16 protein-coding genes are annotated in these 17,975 nt (G+C 47.3%); 7 read left to right on the forward strand and 9 right to left on the reverse strand.

Annotated features, from left to right (window positions below):
- Positions 1 to 105: 105 nt before the first annotated feature.
- On the reverse strand, positions 106 to 768 hold the full coding sequence (locus ACTHS8_RS10270; protein ID WP_440373652.1) for a DedA family protein: 663 nt from the start codon (positions 766 to 768) through the stop codon (positions 106 to 108).
- 249 nt (positions 769 to 1,017) lie between these two features.
- Here ACTHS8_RS10270 and ubiD point away from each other — a divergent pair, with 249 nt between their 5' ends.
- Positions 1,018 to 2,496: a 4-hydroxy-3-polyprenylbenzoate decarboxylase gene (gene ubiD / locus ACTHS8_RS10275; RefSeq protein WP_440373653.1), complete on the forward strand. Its 1,479-nt coding sequence runs from the start codon at positions 1,018 to 1,020 to the stop codon at positions 2,494 to 2,496.
- Between the two features lie 267 nt (positions 2,497 to 2,763).
- Here the strand turns inward: ubiD and ACTHS8_RS10280 are convergent, their stop codons facing one another.
- The 4 genes from ACTHS8_RS10280 to nirK form a co-directional block, all read right to left on the reverse strand.
- Positions 2,764 to 4,857, reverse strand: coding sequence for an AsmA family protein (locus tag ACTHS8_RS10280; protein ID WP_440373654.1), 2,094 nt, complete (start codon positions 4,855 to 4,857; stop codon positions 2,764 to 2,766).
- Positions 4,858 to 5,035: 178 nt separating this feature from the next.
- A complete protein-coding gene (gene rpsO / locus ACTHS8_RS10285; RefSeq protein ID WP_003679932.1) occupies positions 5,036 to 5,305 on the reverse strand; it encodes a 30S ribosomal protein S15 in 270 nt (89 codons plus the stop codon).
- 210 nt (positions 5,306 to 5,515) lie between these two features.
- On the reverse strand, positions 5,516 to 6,271 hold the full coding sequence (locus tag ACTHS8_RS10290) for a formylglycine-generating enzyme family protein (protein WP_440373655.1): 756 nt from the start codon (positions 6,269 to 6,271) through the stop codon (positions 5,516 to 5,518).
- Positions 6,272 to 6,444: 173 nt separating this feature from the next.
- Entirely contained in the window at positions 6,445 to 7,602 is a 1,158-nt protein-coding gene (gene nirK / locus ACTHS8_RS10295) for a copper-containing nitrite reductase (protein WP_063076006.1), read from the reverse strand.
- Between the two features lie 401 nt (positions 7,603 to 8,003).
- Here nirK and ACTHS8_RS10300 point away from each other — a divergent pair, with 401 nt between their 5' ends.
- The 3 genes from ACTHS8_RS10300 (at position 8,004) to ACTHS8_RS10310 (ending at position 12,217) form a co-directional block, all read left to right on the forward strand.
- Positions 8,004 to 10,259, forward strand: a complete 2,256-nt coding sequence (locus ACTHS8_RS10300) for a nitric-oxide reductase large subunit (RefSeq protein WP_440373656.1) — start codon at positions 8,004 to 8,006, stop codon at positions 10,257 to 10,259.
- 95 nt (positions 10,260 to 10,354) lie between these two features.
- On the forward strand, positions 10,355 to 11,254 hold the full coding sequence (gene prmB / locus ACTHS8_RS10305) for a 50S ribosomal protein L3 N(5)-glutamine methyltransferase (protein WP_063076008.1): 900 nt from the start codon (positions 10,355 to 10,357) through the stop codon (positions 11,252 to 11,254).
- Positions 11,255 to 11,479: 225 nt separating this feature from the next.
- Positions 11,480 to 12,217, forward strand: coding sequence for a toxin-antitoxin system YwqK family antitoxin (locus tag ACTHS8_RS10310; RefSeq protein WP_063076009.1), 738 nt, complete (start codon positions 11,480 to 11,482; stop codon positions 12,215 to 12,217).
- A 47-nt stretch (positions 12,218 to 12,264) separates the two neighbouring features.
- On the opposite strand, the gene ACTHS8_RS10315 is transcribed toward ACTHS8_RS10310, so the two are convergent.
- Complete coding sequence (locus tag ACTHS8_RS10315) at positions 12,265 to 12,825, reverse strand: adenine phosphoribosyltransferase (RefSeq protein WP_003682296.1); 561 nt, start codon at positions 12,823 to 12,825, stop codon at positions 12,265 to 12,267.
- A gap of 168 nt (positions 12,826 to 12,993) precedes the next feature.
- On the opposite strand from ACTHS8_RS10315, the gene gmk reads away from it, so the two are divergent.
- The 3 genes from gmk to ACTHS8_RS10330 all read left to right on the forward strand — a co-directional run bounded on the left by gmk (position 12,994) and on the right by ACTHS8_RS10330 (position 16,131).
- Positions 12,994 to 13,611: a guanylate kinase gene (gene gmk, locus ACTHS8_RS10320; protein ID WP_003686079.1), complete on the forward strand. Its 618-nt coding sequence runs from the start codon at positions 12,994 to 12,996 to the stop codon at positions 13,609 to 13,611.
- Between the two features lie 52 nt (positions 13,612 to 13,663).
- Complete coding sequence (rpoZ, locus tag ACTHS8_RS10325; RefSeq protein ID WP_003682294.1) at positions 13,664 to 13,870, forward strand: DNA-directed RNA polymerase subunit omega; 207 nt, start codon at positions 13,664 to 13,666, stop codon at positions 13,868 to 13,870.
- Between the two features lie 104 nt (positions 13,871 to 13,974).
- The gene (locus tag ACTHS8_RS10330) at positions 13,975 to 16,131 is read left to right on the forward strand and encodes a RelA/SpoT family protein (protein WP_440373657.1); all 2,157 of its coding nucleotides are present in this window, start codon (positions 13,975 to 13,977) and stop codon (positions 16,129 to 16,131) included.
- 120 nt (positions 16,132 to 16,251) lie between these two features.
- On the opposite strand, the gene ACTHS8_RS10335 is transcribed toward ACTHS8_RS10330, so the two are convergent.
- The 3 genes from ACTHS8_RS10335 to ACTHS8_RS10345 all read right to left on the reverse strand — a co-directional run bounded on the left by ACTHS8_RS10335 (position 16,252) and on the right by ACTHS8_RS10345 (position 17,764).
- Positions 16,252 to 16,413 (reverse strand): hypothetical protein, encoded by a 162-nt coding sequence (locus ACTHS8_RS10335; RefSeq protein WP_039861975.1) that lies wholly within the window; start codon positions 16,411 to 16,413, stop codon positions 16,252 to 16,254.
- Between the two features lie 75 nt (positions 16,414 to 16,488).
- Positions 16,489 to 16,950 (reverse strand): recombination regulator RecX, encoded by a 462-nt coding sequence (recX, locus tag ACTHS8_RS10340; protein ID WP_440373658.1) that lies wholly within the window; start codon positions 16,948 to 16,950, stop codon positions 16,489 to 16,491.
- A gap of 100 nt (positions 16,951 to 17,050) precedes the next feature.
- Complete coding sequence (locus ACTHS8_RS10345) at positions 17,051 to 17,764, reverse strand: phosphoglycolate phosphatase (RefSeq protein WP_440373659.1); 714 nt, start codon at positions 17,762 to 17,764, stop codon at positions 17,051 to 17,053.
- Positions 17,765 to 17,975 lie beyond the last annotated feature (211 nt).

Below are 17,975 nucleotides of genomic sequence, written 5' to 3' on the forward strand. Positions count from 1 at the left end.
GGTGCCGCCGGTGTAGAGGACGAAGATTTTTTGTTTCATGGTGTTTCTGATGAATGATTGAGGCCGTCTGAAAGCGGGGAAGTGTTTCAGACGGCCTGGAATGGTTTATTGATTGGTTTGTTTCTTGGCTTTTGCAGCGCGTTTTTCGTGCAGTTTTTCACGGAAGAAGGTATGGCGGCGGTGTTTTCTCCACCAAATCCAGCCGACAATGACTGCGCCGATGCCCAGTACCGCAAAGATACCGGATTGCAGGCTGTGCATTTTTTTCATCAGCCAGTCGGTATTGCGTGCTCCGTATTCGCCCAGATAAATCCAAACCGGAACGGAAATCAGCGCGGCCAAGCCGTCCATCAGGATAAAGCGCAGGTAGGAAACCTTGCGGCTGATGCCTGCAGTCACGAAAACAGCGGTACGCAGGCCGGGCAGGAAACGGGCGACGAATAAAACCCAGTTGCCGTATTTGTCGAATTTTTCCTGCACTTGGGCATAGCGTTTGGGTGTCATCACGCGCGCAATCGGTTTGAATTTAAGGATTTTTTGTCCCCAAATCCGGCCGGCCGCAAACATAAAGCCGTCGCCTACCAATACGCCGAGCATGCCGACGGCAAACATAATATGCGAGTTGGTATAACCCAGGCCGGAAATCACACCGCCGGTTACCAACGTCAAATCTTCAGGAATCGGCACACCGAAGCCGCAAATAACCAAAACGAAAAACACGGCCGCATAGCCGTATTCAACGAAAAAAGATTCTAAAATTGCAAACATGGCCGCCGTCCCACGATAAATATTGATTGATGACTGGATTAAGTTGGAATTTTACCAAAGATAAGGCCGTCTGAAAGCAATCACAAGCAGATATTGTTTAAATTTGACGGTAGTTTGCAAAAAATCTAGAAATTCGGGCGTGGAAAGTTGGGATATGGACGGATTTGGCAGGTACAATAGCCGCTGGTTTATCTTTCAAACCCGAAATGGCAGTCTGTTTTCAGACGGCCTGTTCAGGAAAATGAAATCATGAAATACAGAGATCTGCGAGAATTTATCGCCGGATTGGAAGCTGATGGCAAACTCAAGCGCATTCAGCATCCGGTGTCGCCGCATTTGGAAATGACCGAAATCGCCGACCGCGTGTTGCGTGCCGAAGGGCCGGCGTTGCTGTTTGAAAACCCGATTAAGCCTGATGGTACGCGTTATGATTATCCTGTCTTAGCGAATCTGTTCGGCACGCCCGAACGCGTGGCGCTGGGCATGGGTGCGGACAGTGTGTCCAAGTTGCGCGAAATCGGGCAGACGCTGGCGTATCTGAAAGAACCCGAACCGCCCAAAGGCATTAAAGACGCGTTTTCCAAACTGCCGTTGCTGAAAGACATTTGGAGCATGGCGCCGAACGTGGTGAAAAATGCGCCGTGTCAGGAAATCGTGTGGGAAGGTGAAGACGTTGATTTGTATAAACTTCCGATTCAGCATTGCTGGCCGGAAGACGTTGCGCCGCTGGTAACGTGGGGCTTGACTGTCACACGCGGTCCGCACAAAAAACGCCAAAATCTCGGCATTTACCGCCAACAATTAATCGGCAAAAACAAGCTGATTATGCGCTGGCTGTCGCATCGCGGCGGCGCGTTGGATTATCAGGAATTCCGCAAACTCAATCCCGATACGCCGTATCCTGTCGCCGTCGTGCTCGGTTGCGACCCTGCTACCATTTTGGGCGCGGTAACGCCTGTTCCAGATACCTTGAGCGAATACCAATTTGCCGGACTGCTGCGCGGTTCGCGGACGGAGCTGGTGAAATGTATCGGCAACGATTTGCAAGTGCCTGCCCGTGCAGAAATCGTGCTGGAAGGCGTGATTCATCCCAACGAAACCGCGTTGGAAGGCCCATACGGCGACCACACCGGCTATTACAACGAGCAGGATCATTTCCCTGTGTTTACGGTCGAACGCATTACCATGCGCGAAAACCCGATTTACCATTCCACCTACACAGGCAAACCACCCGATGAGCCTGCCGTTTTGGGCGTGGCGTTGAACGAAGTGTTCGTACCGCTTTTGAAAAAGCAGTTCCCCGAAATCACCGATTTCTACCTGCCGCCCGAAGGCTGCTCCTACCGCATGGCGGTGGTCAGCATGAAAAAACAGTACGCCGGACACGCCAAGCGCGTGATGATGGGTTGCTGGTCGTTTCTGCGCCAGTTTATGTACACCAAATTCATCATCGTGGTCGATGACGATGTGGACGTGCGCGACTGGAAAGAAGTCATCTGGGCGGTCACCACGCGCATGGATCCCGTGCGCGATACCGTTTTGATGGAAAACACACCCATCGACTACCTCGACTTCGCCAGCCCCGTCAGCGGACTCGGCGGCAAAATGGGTTTGGATGCGACTAACAAATGGCCGGGTGAAACCGACCGCGAATGGGGGCGTGTGATCAAAAAAGACCCTGCCGTTACGGCCAAAATCGATGAGATTTGGGAGCGTTTGGGTTTGTAGATGTCGGATTTATTGGAATTTCTAATTCAAATATTGATGGAAATAATTAGGTCTATGTTGGAGGGTACGATAGAAATATTGAGGCTCGATTGGAGAAAAAGAAAATTCTCTAAAAAAGGCTTGATAATGTTGGCTATATGGTTTGCCATCATTGTTGCACTGATTGTGTATATGGTCATTCCTAAGTAAACATCTTATTCTGACGATGTATCTGTTAAAAGGCCGTCTGAAACTTTTTGGGTTTCAGACGGCCTTTGATTTGAAAACCTAGCGTGGTTTGAGCCACTTCCATTGTTCTTGTATGGTTTCTTGCAGGGCTTTTTGTTTTTCTGCTGGTGTGTTCATGCCATTGGTCAAGCGGCTGTAATCAAGGGTAATGGATGGGTTTTGTACGGTTCCGCCGATTTTTAGGGGAATCGGTTTGTTTTTAGGCTGCAGTACATTGCTGATAAGCAGGTTTTCCGATAGCTTTTGGGTATTCAAATCGGTATAGCCGCTGCTGACAACGTGCAGGCTGTCGGAAAACAGTTCGGTGTTGATATGATGGCTGATGCCTTTTTCAATTTCGCTATTGAGGGTGAAATGATGGAAAGGGGTTTTGAGGTTGCTGTTGTCGATTTTTTCCGAAGAGATGCCGTTTTTCAGAATGCTGTCCATATCGATACCGTGCCATGCGCCGTTGGTAATATCGAGGAGCAGGCTGCCGTTTAGGGCTTGTATCATTTGGGCGCGGTCGTTGCCGGTGGTTTTAATGTCGATAACGGCGTCGCCGCTGCCGCTGAAGCTGTGGAAACCGAACAGGTCTTGCAGCAGAGGTTGAATTTGTATGCCTTTTGCGTTTTGCTGAAGGTGGTAGGAAGCAGGTTGGGTCGCCGCAATGCTCAGGCCGCCCTCGGTTTTACCGCCATAAAGCCCGGCTTTGAAACGGTGCAGGGCAATATGTTCTTTATCGGCGGTAAGCAGGGATTCGACGTTTTCTAATTGCAGGCCGGCAGTTTGAATGCTGCCGATTTGGAGGTTGACCTCAATGTCGGGCAACCAGGATTTGACCAGCAGGGAAGGAAGACTGAGCGACGGCTGGTTTTTCAGGTCTTCTAAGTAAGGGGTCAGATTCAGTTTTTGTAAAGCGATACCGGCGTCAAGGTGCGGGCGCGGCTGGGCATCGCGTTGGTATTTAAAGACCAAGGCGAGGGCTTGTCTGTCAAATGCGCCTTTCAGACGGCCTTCCCATGTATTGAGGCTGAAATTGGCCTGTCCTTCAAGGGTGCTGATGAATCGGGGGCGGGGGAGGCGGTTGATGGTGTCTTGCAGGGTGCTGAGGTGCAGTTTTGGCGCATCAATGCCTTTGCCTTTTTGCCAAACCAAAGGGCTGGAAAAGGTAAAGTTGGTTTGGAGACGGTCGTTTTTATGGCTGCCTTTGAGTTCAAAATTGGCGGCGGTCAAAACGGTTGCGTAGAGGTTGGCTTTGTCCAGTTTGAATGAACCGTCCCATTGGTTGTTTTCACTGCCGGCGGTCAATGCGCCGTTGAGTGTGTTGAGGTGCAAATAGCCATTTTTAAATTGCAAGAGGGGAGAACGTGCGTTGATATGCAAGTTTTGATAGTCGCTTTCGGCTTGCAGATTGAAGTCGCGCAAAAGGGCAGTTTGGTTTTGCCAATTAAGGCTGCCTGCGATTTGGGCATCCAGCTTGTTTTTGAGCAATACGGTTTGCAGGTTCAATTTGAGGGTTGGAACGCTCCAGCCGGCATCATCTTGTACAAGATGACCGACGCCTTGCCAACTGATGGGGTTGCCGATGTTTTGCAGTGTGCCGCTGATATCGAATGGACGGCCGTCTGAATCGGCTCTGCGCAGGGAAAATTGCAGATTGTTTAAGGCAATATCCTGCTCTTTATTGTGATAGCGGATGCTGCCGCTATTGATGATGATGCGGTTGAGCTGGAAGCTTTCTTTTGATGCATGGTTTTGTTGCAGGCAGGCAGGCAGGTGGTTTTTTGGACCCAGTGTCAGGGATGGATTGGAAAGAATCCATTTTTCAAGAATGGGGGTGTCTGACCATAGGCTGCTCCAGCCAAAGCCCATTTTGGATTCGGCAATGTTCAGTGTCGGCGTATCAGGCTCGGAAGATGAAAGGCTGAGGTCTTTTAAAATAAGCGTAGGGCGCGGCAGCCATTTTCTGCTGATATTGGCATTGTATTTAACTTGGCAGCCATGGGCGGAAAAGTTTTTTTGTATGAACGCGTCGATGTTTTCTGTATTGAATATGCGGAACATTAAGGCACTCAATACCGCCGCGAGGCATAAAAGCGCGGTAATGCTGAAAACCAGGGTTTTCAGCCAAAATTTTCCTGAGTGCAACATGGAATGAACAGACAATTCAGATTCTCGCTTTGATGGGAGCTTTAAGGAGTGATTGGGAGTTTAAGCCTTGCTGCTTAAGCGTGTGGAAGTATAACACAGAGCGTGGGCCTGTGTTTCAGACGGCATGGGTATATGAATAAAAACACCGCCCAAAGGCGGTGTTGATTTTAAGCATAAATTATTTACGCAGACCCAGGCGGGTAATCAGTGTACGGTAAGTATCAGGCTGAGTACGACGCAGGTAAGACAACAGGCGACGACGTTGGCTAACCATTTTCAACAGGCCGCGACGGCTGTGGTGGTCTTTAGGGTTGGCTTTGAAGTGAGGAGTCAGGTCGTTGATGCGGAAAGTCAACAGAGCGACTTGTACTTCAGAAGAACCGGTATCGCCTTCTTTGCGTTGGAAATCTTTAACAATTTGTGCTTTTTGTTCTACGGTCAATGCCATGATGGATAACTCCGAAAATAAAAGAACCTTTTCAGGTTCGGACAAGTTTGCCAAGCCGAACGACCTAAGCAAACTCCTAAGTGCCTTTTTATAAAGACGGGCGGATTATGCCACAATTTGTCTTTGTGCGCCATATCTTTTCAGACGGCCAAAAAAAGCGGCGATACCTTTCAGTACCGCCAAAGCTGCTTTGGTGATAAAAACTAAACTTTATTTGCTCGCACAGCGGAAGCCCAAGTTATTTAAAACATATTTGGACTGCAGGCTGGTACGGATGCCGTAGCGTAAGAATGCCGCATAGTTGGACGGGTCGCTCGAGCCCACGGATGCGCCGCTACAGAACATTTGTGTGTTGGACGAGCCGGCAGAGAGTTGGCTGCTGTTGAAGTCTTCAGTCCATTCCCAAATCAGGCCATGCATATCATATACACCCCAGTAGTTGGGTTTGCTTTTACCGATGTCGCGCAGGCCGTTGCGGCCGCCGTCTGCATACCAATCCAAGATGGTGCGGTTATAGCCAGGCTCGGCAGAGCCGTCTTTTTGAGTGGCAGAAGCCAAGCCTGCAAACTCCCATTCGTCAATAGTCGGCAGACGTTTGCCTTTGGAAACGCAGTAGGCATTGGCGGCAAACCATGAAACATTGGTTACCGGATGTTTGAGTTCGCTGGCTTTAGGCGCAAAACTGTTGCTGCCGTTTTTTACCCAATGTTTCAGGTAAGCTTTTTCAGCATGTTTGGAATTGATTTTGCCTTTTTGCCATTGCGGATGTGTGTTCACAAATTCGGCAAACTCAGCATTAGTCACCGGATATTTGTCAAGCTGGAAGGGTTTGACTTTAATAAGGGAAGTTTCTTTTTTGAGATAGAGAGGACGGTAGCTGCCTCCTTCGATTTTTACCATTTCGGCAGCAAATGTATTGCCGCAGATTAAGGCACTGCCTAAGAGGAGGAGTCGTATGAGTTTCATGGTACGCCCTTATTATCGATTGAAACAGGAAATTTATTTTTCAGATAGCCTAATCATAACAAGGCCGTCTGAAAAATCAATCTGTCTGATTGAACAGGAAGATTAATCGTGATGGAAGCCACTGCGGCTCTAAAGAGTAGGGCAGCAGTGGCTTGGCGTATTAAACCGAGAGATTATTTAGCGGCTTCAGAAGCACCAGACGCAGCTGCTGGAGCAGAAGCGGCAGCACCGGCAGGTTGGTAAGCGGTGTCGCTCAGTTTTTTGGTCATGATTTCAGGGTTTTCATCACCCTCAACTTTCAATTGACCCAAAGCACCTTTGTTGAATGCACGGAAGATAGAGTGGTCAACCAAAGTATAGCTGCCCGGGATGTCGGCTTTGAATTCAACGATAACGGCACCACCGGCAGGAATAACTGTGCTTTGTACGTTTTCGTTAATCAGTTTACCACCTTCAACATATACTTTGTCGAAGATTTCGCCGATAACGTGGAAAGAAGATACCAAGTTAGGACCACCGTTACCAACGTACATACGAACGGTTTCACCAGCTTTAGCTTTCAGAGCGTTGTCGCCGGCGATAGAGCCTACGTGACCGTTGAATACAACGTATTCAGGTTGTTCAGCAATCGCTTTATCCATATCGAAAGGTTGCAGGCCTTGAGCACCTTTTTTACCTTTAGTATAGAAGTCACCTTGTACGATGTAGAACTCTTTGTCCACTTTAGGCAGGCCTTCTTTAGGTTCAACCAAGATCAAACCGTACATACCGTTGGCGATGTGCATACCTACAGGAGCAACGGCACAGTGGTAGATGTACAAACCAGCTTGCAGTGCTTTGAAGCTGAAGGTAGAAGTATGGCCAGGAGCAGTAAAGCTAGCTTCTGCACCACCGCCTTGACCGGTTGCAGCGTGGAAGTCAACGTTATGAGGAACGGTAGAAGAAGGATTGTTAGAGAATTCAACTTCAACAGTATCGCCTTCGCGTACACGGATCATTTGACCTGGAACGTCGCCGTTGAATGTCCAGTAGTGGTACTCAACACCGTCTTCCATGGTCATGGTTTTTTCAACGGTTTCCATTTTAACGCGTACTTTAGCCGGATGATCGCGATCAGTTGGAGGTGGAACTTCCGGAGCGTGAGTCATGATAGCATCGATTACAGGCAGTTCTGAAGAAGGAGTCTCGGCAGCAGCTTGTGAGTCGGAAGCAGCAGGAGCTTCAGCAGAAGCGGTAGCAGCTGGAGTTTCAGCAGGTTTAGCAGCTTGCTCGCCGCATGCGGCCAGTGCAAATACAGAAGCGATAAGTGCGGCTAAGGTTTGGCGTTTCATGTTTAAAGTTTCCTTATAGTAAGAAAAGTAAGATCCTGATAGGATGGTTTGAAATTTTGTATGATTATGTAGGCGCTTGTTTGGTCATATTTTGATGTAAATCAAATTGTTCAGGGAATATGAATCTTTTAATCCCTAAATACTCCTTTAGAAGTATAAAAAAATACATCGAAAAGTTTATTTTTGTGTGAAAATGTTAGCGAAAACTTAACACAAAATACGATAAAGGAGGATTTTTATAGGCAAATAGGAATCAATATCATATAAGTTAATGGTTTTAAAGGAATATTATTGACAAAATATTTCTTTACTTATTAAATCGTGATACAATCTTTAACATTCATATTTGATGAATTTAATACCACCCAACCACTTTTTACCAAAATTAAGGAGTACTTAAAATGGGACAGTACAAGAAGCTTTGGTACTTGCTGTTTGCCGTGCTGGCAGTATGCTTTACCATTCTTGGTTATATGGGTAGCGAAGTCTATAAAAAGGCTCCGCCATACCCTGAACAAGTCGTTTCTGCATCCGGTAAAGTCCTGATGACCAAAGACGATATTTTGGCAGGTCAATCTGCATGGCAAACTACCGGCGGTATGGAAGTCGGCTCTGTATTGGGTCACGGTGCATACCAAGCTCCGGACTGGACTGCCGACTGGCTGCACCGCGAGCTGATTGCATGGTTGGATCTGACTGCGCAAGAAACTTACGGCAAAAAATTTGACGAAGTTTCTCCTGAAGAACAAGCCGTTCTGAAAACACGTTTGGCTGACGAATACCGCAACCAAAGCCGTGTTAAGGAAGATGGCTCTGTCGTTGTCAGCGAAACCCGCGTGAAAGCGATTGAAAGCATCCTGCCTTACTACCACGGTGTGTACAGCGACGATCCTAAGTTCCAAACCACTCGCGAACACTTTGCAATGAAAAACAACACATTGCCAAGCCAAGAAGCGCGTGAAAAACTGTTCAACTTCTTCTTCTGGACTTCTTGGTCTGCTTCGACCAACCGTCCTAACGAGAACTTCACTTACACCAACAACTGGCCGCACGAGCCTTTGATCAACAACGTACCGACTACTGAAAACTACATGTGGTCTTTTACCAGCGTGGTATTGTTGCTGATGGGTATCGGCTTGCTGATGTGGGGTTACTCTTTCTTGACCAAACATGAAGAGGTTGAAGTACCTACTGAAGATCCTATCTCTAAAGTACAACTGACTCCTTCTCAAAAAGCGTTGGGCAAATATGTATTCCTGACTGTTGCGCTGTTTGTCGTACAAGTACTGTTGGGTGGTTTGACCGCTCACTATACTGTCGAAGGTCAAGGCTTCTACGGTATCGATACCGCACTGGGCTTTGAAATGGCCGACTGGTTCCCATATGCGCTGACCCGTACTTGGCACATCCAATCCGCTATTTTCTGGATTGCAACCGGCTTCCTGACAGCAGGTCTGTTCTTGGCTCCGATTGTGAACGGCGGTAAAGATCCTAAATTCCAACGTGCCGGTGTAAACTTCCTGTACATCGCCCTGTTCATCGTAGTCGGCGGTTCTTACGCAGGTAACTTCTTTGCTTTGACTCACATCATTCCACCTGAGCTGAACTTCTGGTTCGGTCACCAAGGTTACGAATACTTGGATTTGGGTCGTTTCTGGCAACTTCTGCTGATGGTCGGCTTGCTGTTGTGGCTGTTCCTGATGTTGCGTTGCACCGGCTCTGCCTTTAAAGAAAAAGGTACAGACAAAAACCTGTTGGCTATCTTCGTAGCTTCTATGGTCGGTGTGGGTGTGTTCTACGCTCCTGGCCTGTTCTACGGTGAAAAATCTCCAATCGCCGTGATGGAATACTGGCGTTGGTGGGTGGTTCACCTGTGGGTAGAAGGCTTCTTCGAAGTGTTCGCTACTGCTGCCTTCGCATTTATCTTCTACAACATGGGCTTTGTTCGCCGTAGTACTGCTACTGCTTCTACTCTGGCAGCTGCCGCCATCTTCATGTTGGGCGGTATCCCAGGTACATTGCACCACTTGTACTTCTCCGGCTCTACCTCTGCTTCTATGGCAATCGGTGCATGTTTCTCCGCATTGGAAGTGGTACCTTTGGTTCTGCTGGGTCGTGAAGCTTACGAACACTGGTCTTACCAACACTTGTCCGACTGGGCGAAACGTCTGCGTTGGCCTCTGATGTGCTTCGTAGCAGTTGCCTTCTGGAACATGATCGGTGCCGGCGTATTCGGCTTCCTGATTAACCCGCCGATTTCCCTGTTCTACATCCAAGGTCTGAACACTACTGCAGTTCACGCTCACGCGGCTCTGTTCGGTGTGTATGGTTTCTTGGCTCTGGGCTTCGTATTGCTGGTTGCACGCTACTTGAAACCTAATGTTCAATTTGACGACAAACTGATGACTTGGGGCTTCTGGCTGCTAAACGGCGGTCTGGTGGGTATGATTGCCATCAGCCTGTTGCCGGTTGGCGTGATTCAAGCTTACGCTTCTATCACTCATGGTCTGTGGTATGCACGTAGCGAAGAGTTCCTGCAAATGGAAATCCTGGATACCCTGCGTTGGGTTCGTACCGCTGCTGACTTGATCTTCATCGGTGGTGCTGTCTGCGTTGCTATCCAAGCTACTAAAATCGTATTCAGCCGCGATAAATAATCTTAAGCTGAATTAAATCGAAGGCCGTCTGAAAAGTTTTCAGACGGCCTTTCTGTTATAATTTCAACATTCTTAAATTGACAAGACAAAACATTATGTTCAACCAAGCTGCTCAAGAGCTGACCACTGTTCGCGATTTATTGCGTTTCGCCGTCAGCCGTTTTAATGATGCCGGACTGTTTTTCGGACACGGAAGTGATAATGCCCATGACGAGGCAGCCTATCTGATTTTGCACACTTTGAACCTGCCTTTGGATACGTTGGAGCCTTATTTGGATGCCAAATTATTGCAAAGTGAGAAGGAGGAAGTGTTGTCGATTATCGAACGCCGTGCGGTTGAGCATATTCCTGCCGCGTATCTGACGCATCAGGCATGGCAGGGCGAGTTTGATTTTTATGTTGATGAGCGCGTTATTGTGCCTCGTTCTTTTATTTACGAATTGCTTGGCGACGGTATCCGTCCTTGGATTGAACACGATGAATTGGTGCATCGTGCTTTGGATTTGTGTACCGGTAGCGGCTGTTTGGCCATTCAAATGGCGCATCACTATCCCGACGCACAAATCGATGCCGTTGATTTAAGCTTGGATGCGCTGGAAGTAGCCGCGATCAATATTGAAGATTATGGTTTGGAAGACCGCATCAGCTTGGTGCATACCGATTTGTTTGAAGGATTGGATGAAACCTATGACTTAATCGTTTCCAATCCGCCTTATGTCGACGCGGAATCTGTGGAGGCGTTGCCTGATGAATACCTGCATGAGCCGGAATTGGCTTTGGGCAGTGGCGAAGATGGTTTGGATGCTACACGTCAAATTATCCTGCAAGCGGCGAAATATTTGAATCCGAAAGGTGTATTGCTGGTTGAAATCGGTCACAACCGTGAGGTATTGGAAGCGGCTTATCCCGAATTACCGTTTACTTGGTTGGAAACCAGCGGTGGCGATGGGTTTGTATTCCTGTTGACCCGCGAGCAATTACTGGGTGAAGAATAGTTTATTTTGATATAAATAAAACAAAGGCCGTCTGAAAAAGTTTCAGACGGCCTTTGTTTTATAAAAATTTTAATATTTTAAGAAAATACAAATGTCTATGGTATGCCGAATATGAAATCCAAGCAGGCTTTGAAACTATGGCTTATAATATTCATCATAGTTTCTAACGTCAGTGAATTTTTATTACTGACTTTTTGTAGAACATATACTGCCAAACTCCATATTATGAATAATTATTTAAAATCAGGCCTGTTGGCTGCTGCTTTGTTCAGTATGCCCGTTGCCGCCTTTGCCCAGCAACATACCGTTTATTTCAATCAAAACGGTAAACTGACGGCGACCATGCCTTCGGTTGCTTATGTCCGCCAATACAAGATTGAGGCAGGCAAGGCGCAGGTGCAGGATTTTTACTATCCATCGATGAAAAAATATTCTGATCCTTATGAAGTACCTGCCAGTCAGATTAAGGTTTTTGTGCCGGCGTTGGATAATGGTACGCTGACCCTGTGGCATTTCAACGGTCAGAAAAAGATGGTTGGCAGCTATCGCAACGGCAAACCGCATGGCGAATGGGTGAACTGGTATCCAAACGGCAAAAAATCTGCGGTAATGCCTTATCAAAATGGTCTGAGTGAAGGCGTGGGTTCCCGCTATTACCGAAATGGTGTGAAAGAAAGTGAAATCCAATTTAAGCACGATAAAGCCAATGGTCATTGGAAACAATGGTATTCAGACGGCAGCCCGAAAACCGAAATGATGATGAGCAATGATAAACCGACGGAGATCATCAGTTGGGATGAAAATGGCCGCATCGTGTCTGAATTGAGTATTCGCAACGGTAAACGCAGCGGCATTATTTTGGATTGGTATGATGATGGTGCGAAGAAATCTGAGTTGGTTTATAAAGACGACCAGTTGGTGAAAAAAACTTTTTGGGATACAGACGGATACGTTCTCGAATAATTTTGATCATAAAAAACCGCAGGCTGATTAGCTTGCGGTTTTTTATATTACATACAGCCTTTATTTTGGCATAGGGTAAATAACGGTGCGCCGCTTTCACGGATTTTTTTGCCGCCGTCCAAGTCGGTAAATTCTAAAATGGCAGCCGCTTCGATTACTTCGCCGCCCAGTTTTCGGATCAGCTCGACACCTGCCAGCATTGTGCCGCCGGTTGCCACCAAATCATCTACCAACAAAACGCGTGCGCCCGGCTTGATGGCGTCGGTATGGATTTCTACCGTTGCTTCACCATATTCCAAAGCATAACTTTGAGAAACCGTATCAAACGGCAGTTTGCCTTTTTTGCGGATGGGGACAAAGCCGACGTTCAGCTGATAGGCCAAAGCCGCACCAATGATGAAGCCGCGCGCATCCAAGCCTGCCACGACATCAACCTTTTGCCCCATATAGCGGTAAACCAGTAAATCAACCAGCAGGCGGAAATATTCTGCGCTTTGCAAAACGGGAGTGATGTCATGAAACAAAATCCCTTTTTGCGGCCAGTTTTCAATTTTACGGATTTTGTCCGCCAAAGCTTCTACGCCCATTACTTCAGGATGAATCAACATCTCGACATTCCGAAATCAAAAAGTTTTTAACGCGATATTGTAGCGGTCATATGCGGACTTGCCAAATTAATTGATACAATAGCCAAATTTTGCAACATGCCGTCTGAAATTCCGAGAAACATTGTGTTGTGTTATAATTTACAGGTACATACCATCGGCTGAACCACCATGCAAAATCATAAAAAAGGCAATATTTACATCATTTCTGCCGCTTCCGGCACAGGTAAAACGACCTTGGTGTCGCGCCTGTTGAAAAATCATGACGACATCCGTGTTTCTATTTCTCATACCACACGCCAGCCGCGTGAAGGTGAGGCACATGGTGTGCATTACCACTTTGTTCCCAAAGAAGAATTTGAATCACTGATTGAGCAAAGAGCCTTTTTGGAACACGCTAATGTGTTCGGCAATTATTACGGCACCAGCATCGCCGGCGTGAATTCCTTGAGTGAAGAGGGCTATGACGTAATTTTGGAAATCGATGTGCAAGGTGCGGCGCAAGTGCGTAAATCGTTGCCTGAAGCCAGCAGCATTTTTATCCTGCCGCCTTCCTTTGAAGTATTGGCGCAACGTTTGATCGGCCGTGGTACAGACAGCGAAGAAGTTATTCAAACACGCCTTTCAAAAGCCCGTCATGAGATTGAGCAATCCGTTTTGTTCGATTACGTCGTCGTGAATGACGATTTGGATCGTGCCGAAGCCGATTTGTTCCACATTATTAAAGCAGGCCGTCTGAAAAAATCCTCTCAACAGGGATTTATCTCAAACCTGTTGGAAAATTCCTAAAAAACAGCGAAAATAACCGTTTATTTGAAACATAGAAAGAAAGCAAGCAAACATGGCCCGTATTACTACTGAAGATTGCACAGGTAAAATCCCTAACCACTTCGACCTTACCCTTGTTGCCGCCCGTCGCGCACGCCAATTAGAAAACGGCAATACGCCTTTGGTTGACGACATCCGCAACAACAAACCAACCGTTACCGCTCTGCGCGAAATCGCAGCCGGACAAATCGGAACCGAGCTGCTGACCCGCAACAAATAAACCAACCGGCAAACCGATAAAACCGTCGCGCGGACTGTATCGGTGCGATATAACAACCGATACAGTCTGACGGCTTAAAAATAGCCATAAAAGGCCGTCTGAAAATGCCAGCCCCACTGCCTACCGCCCCCTATGATCCGTTGACAGCAGAAGCGCGCGAGCTTTTGTTTCGCACCGCATCCTATCTCAATACCAATGAGCAGGCCGAGCTTGAAAGAGCCGTTGCCTACGCTTTCCACGCCCATGACGGACAAACCCGTAAAAGCGGCGAACCCTACATCACCCATCCCCTTGCCGTTGCCACGCAGCTTGCGATTTGGCACATGGATGTTCAAGGCCTCTGCGCGGGCGTTATGCACGATGTATTGGAAGATACGGGTGTAACCAAAGTCGAAATGGCGGCAGAATTCGGCGATACCATTGCTGAAATGGTAGACGGTCTTTCCAAGCTGGAAAAACTCAAATTTGAAGATCATGCAGAGCATCAGGCAGAAAGTTTCCGCAAGCTTATCCTCGCCATGACTAAAGACGTGCGCGTCATCGTCGTCAAACTTGCCGACCGATTGCACAATATGCGTACCCTTGGCTCTATGCGTCCGGAAAAACGCCGCCGCATCGCCAAAGAAACCCTCGAAATCTATGCTCAAATCGCCAACCGCATTGGCCTGAACAATGCGTATCAAGAGCTTCAAGACTTATCGTTCCAAAACCTCCACCCAAGACGTTACGAAACCCTGAAAAAAGCCATGGACAACAGCCGCAAAAATCGCCGCGATGTTGTCGGCAAAGTGTTGCGTGCATTCAGTCAGCGTTTGGTCGGTGTCAATATTGAAGCCAAAATCAAAGGCCGCGAGAAAAACTTATACAGCATCCATCAAAAAATGCTGGCTAAAAAGCTGCGTTTTGCCGAAGTGATGGATATTTACGGCTTTCGGGTCATCGTAAACAATATTCCTGCCTGTTACGCTGCGTTAGGCGCATTGCATAATTTGTACCACCCCAAGCCCGGCCGTTTTAAAGACTATATCGCCATTCCGAAAAGCAACGGTTATCAAAGCCTGCACACGACCTTGGTCGGCCCTTACGGTTTGCCGATCGAAGTGCAAATCCGTACGCGTGAAATGGATGCTGTGGCTGAGGGTGGTATCGCCGGACATTGGATTTATAAATCCGGTGAAAATACTCCGGACCAAGCCGTCCTCCATATGAACCGATGGATGAAAAATATTCTTGACCTGCAAGCCAGCAGCTCAAATGCCATCGAGTTTCTGGAGCATGTCAAAGTCGATTTATTCCCTAACGAAGTCTATATCGTTACCCCGAAAGGCGATATCCTTACCTTGCCTAAAGGGGCGACGCCGATTGACTTTGCCTATGCAGTTCATACCAATATCGGTCATAAAACCGTCGCCGCGCGTATCAATAACGTCATGATGCCGTTGCGCACCAAGCTGAAAACCGGCGATACGGTAGAAATCATTACTTCCGAGCATGCCAAGCCTAATGTAGCATGGCTGAACTTTGCCGTTTCCAGCCGTGCGCGCAGCGCCATCCGCCAATACATTAAAAATCTGAATCGTCACGATGCCGTTGTTTTGGGTGAGAATCTGCTGCAAAAAGCTTTATCCAGCCTGTTGCCTAAAGACATCCTGCTTTCAGACGACCTCAAAGAAAAATACCTTGCCGATTTGAATACCAAACAAACCTCGTTTGAAGAGGTTCTTTACAATGTCGGTATGGGGCATACTTTGCCGGTACACGTTGCCATGCACATTGCCGAGTTGGCAGGCCAACATTTTGGCAGTGCGGTCAAACTCAGTCCGATCAAAGTCAACGATCAAGAAACCGGCTGGATTCATTTTGCCGAATGTTGCCATCCGATTCCAGGCGATGCGATCCGCGCCTTATTGGTCAAAGACAAGGGTATGATTATCCACCGTGATACCTGTCAAACTTTGGTCAAAGCCGATCCGGAAGAGCAACTCGATGCGGGCTGGGACAGTTTGCGCAATCAAACGTATCGCACTATCCTCAACGTCAAATCCGAAGATGCGCATGGTTTGTTGGCCTCAATGGCGCAAGCGATTTCCAATTCCGGTGCGGATATTGAATCTGTCGATACGCCAACCAAAGCGCAAGCAGGAACAGAAGGTTTTGTAGAATTTAAATTTACAATTAAAGTCAAAGACTTGGATCAGGTTAATCAGATTATTCATGCAATGCATGCCAATCCGAATATCCGCAAAGTGATTCGAGGATAATCTTGTTAATAAGCAAAGGCCGTCTGAAAGCATTTTCAGACGGCCTTTTTGATGTTTACAAATAAAAGCTGTTGGCTTCTTTTTAAGAGGGTTTATGGCTTGTTTGTAATTAGATTGGGTTTAACTCAACCAAAAACGGAAAACCAAGAAGAAAACCAAGGCCAAAACGCCGGCCCAAACCAGCAACATGAATCCGGCTACTGCCTGACCCAAGCGGTAAACAGGATTTTTGCGTTCGTCTTCGAGTAGGGGATTAGGTGTATCGTGCGGTTTGTCGGACATAATGAAGCTCTGATTGAATTATTGAATAAAAGTGTAAGGGTACGCCGATAGAAGCAAAGATTCAAGTGGGAATGATTATTGATAGAAGTCTTCGTCTTCATTCCACGCCGTTTTTAAGGCCGTCTGAATGGTGTCTGCACCAAAGCCGCGATAGGCAAGGAAACGTGCTTGTTTTTGTTTTTCTTTCAAATCTTGAGCTTCCTGCTTGAATTTTTTACGCAAGACGGAAATGGCTGTTTGCAGCTCGTCCTCCCTATCGGGGAGGAACTCCCGGCAGTCGTCTGCATCGATACCTTGTTGCGCTAAGGCTTGCTTGAGGCGGATCGTGCCGTAACGGTTGCTCTTGCTGTGAATGTAGGCTTCTGCGTAACGTTGGTCGGATTGCCAATTCCGTTCGGCGAATTCATCCAAAACCTTTTCCAATTCTTCTTCGCTTTCTGCGTGAGGAGCCAGTTTGCGTTTCAAGCCGACACGGCTGACTTCCTGACGGGAAAGAATATCTAAGGCGCGGGCGCGTAAGGTTTTGGGAGGTTTCATGGGAATATGGAAGGGGAGGGATTTAACTACATTGAATTACATTTTCAGACGGCCTGATTAGGTGAAAAAATCAAAAAGGCCGTCTGAAAATAAAGCCGAATTATTCTTCTTCTTTGTTTTTTTGCGGATGCAGATTTTCGTAGATTTCAGGCAGGGCGCGAATCAATAAATCAGGTTTGGTTGCTTTGTCTTGAGAGAGCAAGGTCATGTCGCCGTAGCCGAATGTTACGCCGACGCTGAAGCAACCGACCGCTTTGGCGGCAATAATGTCATTTTTAGAGTCGCCCACCATCAGCATATTGGCAACGTCGATGCCCAAAACTTCGGCCGCATGTTGAAGCGGCAATGGGCTGGGTTTTTTCTCAGTTAGGCTGTCGCCGCCAAGAACCAGGCTGAAGTAGCCATCGAGATTAAGCTGTTTCAGCAACTCGGCAGCCAGAATTTCATTTTTATTGGTAATGACAACTAGAGGAATACCCAAGGACTTTAGCAGGCCGAGACCGGCTTCGGTTTCAGGGTAGGGGCGGGTAAAGTCGCTCAAGTGCTCGCGATAATATTTCATAAAGAACACAAAGCCTTTTTCCCAGATTTCAGGATCGGCTTCTTTTTCACGATCATTGGTAATGACACGATGAACCAACTTGCTGATGCCGTCGCCGACATAACTTTCAACCGTTTGGGTGGGTAAAACAGGTAAACCCAAGTGCGCACACATGGCTTGGGCTGCTACGGCCAAATCGGGAACGGAATTACATAAGGTACCGTCCAAATCAAAGGCAACGGCTTGGACGTGTTCTAAAGCAGCAGTGGTCATTGAGTAACTTTCTGTCATATTATTTAAGCGGTTATTTTAACATTGTTTGCCTGATTTGCCGATGTTTTGCTGATTCTTTAAAAAGATGTTTGTTTAAATTGTTAACAATTTTTGATGGTGTAAGACTGTCAGCCTATTGGGAATGTGAAAGGGATTTTGTCAACAAAAAGGGTGGTTTGGTAGGTATTAAAAAACAAAGGGTTTGTGTGTT

Origin of the sequence: Neisseria sp. P0016.S008 (assembly GCF_051957775.1) — a bacterium.
Taxonomy (GTDB): domain Bacteria; phylum Pseudomonadota; class Gammaproteobacteria; order Burkholderiales; family Neisseriaceae; genus Neisseria; species Neisseria flavescens_B.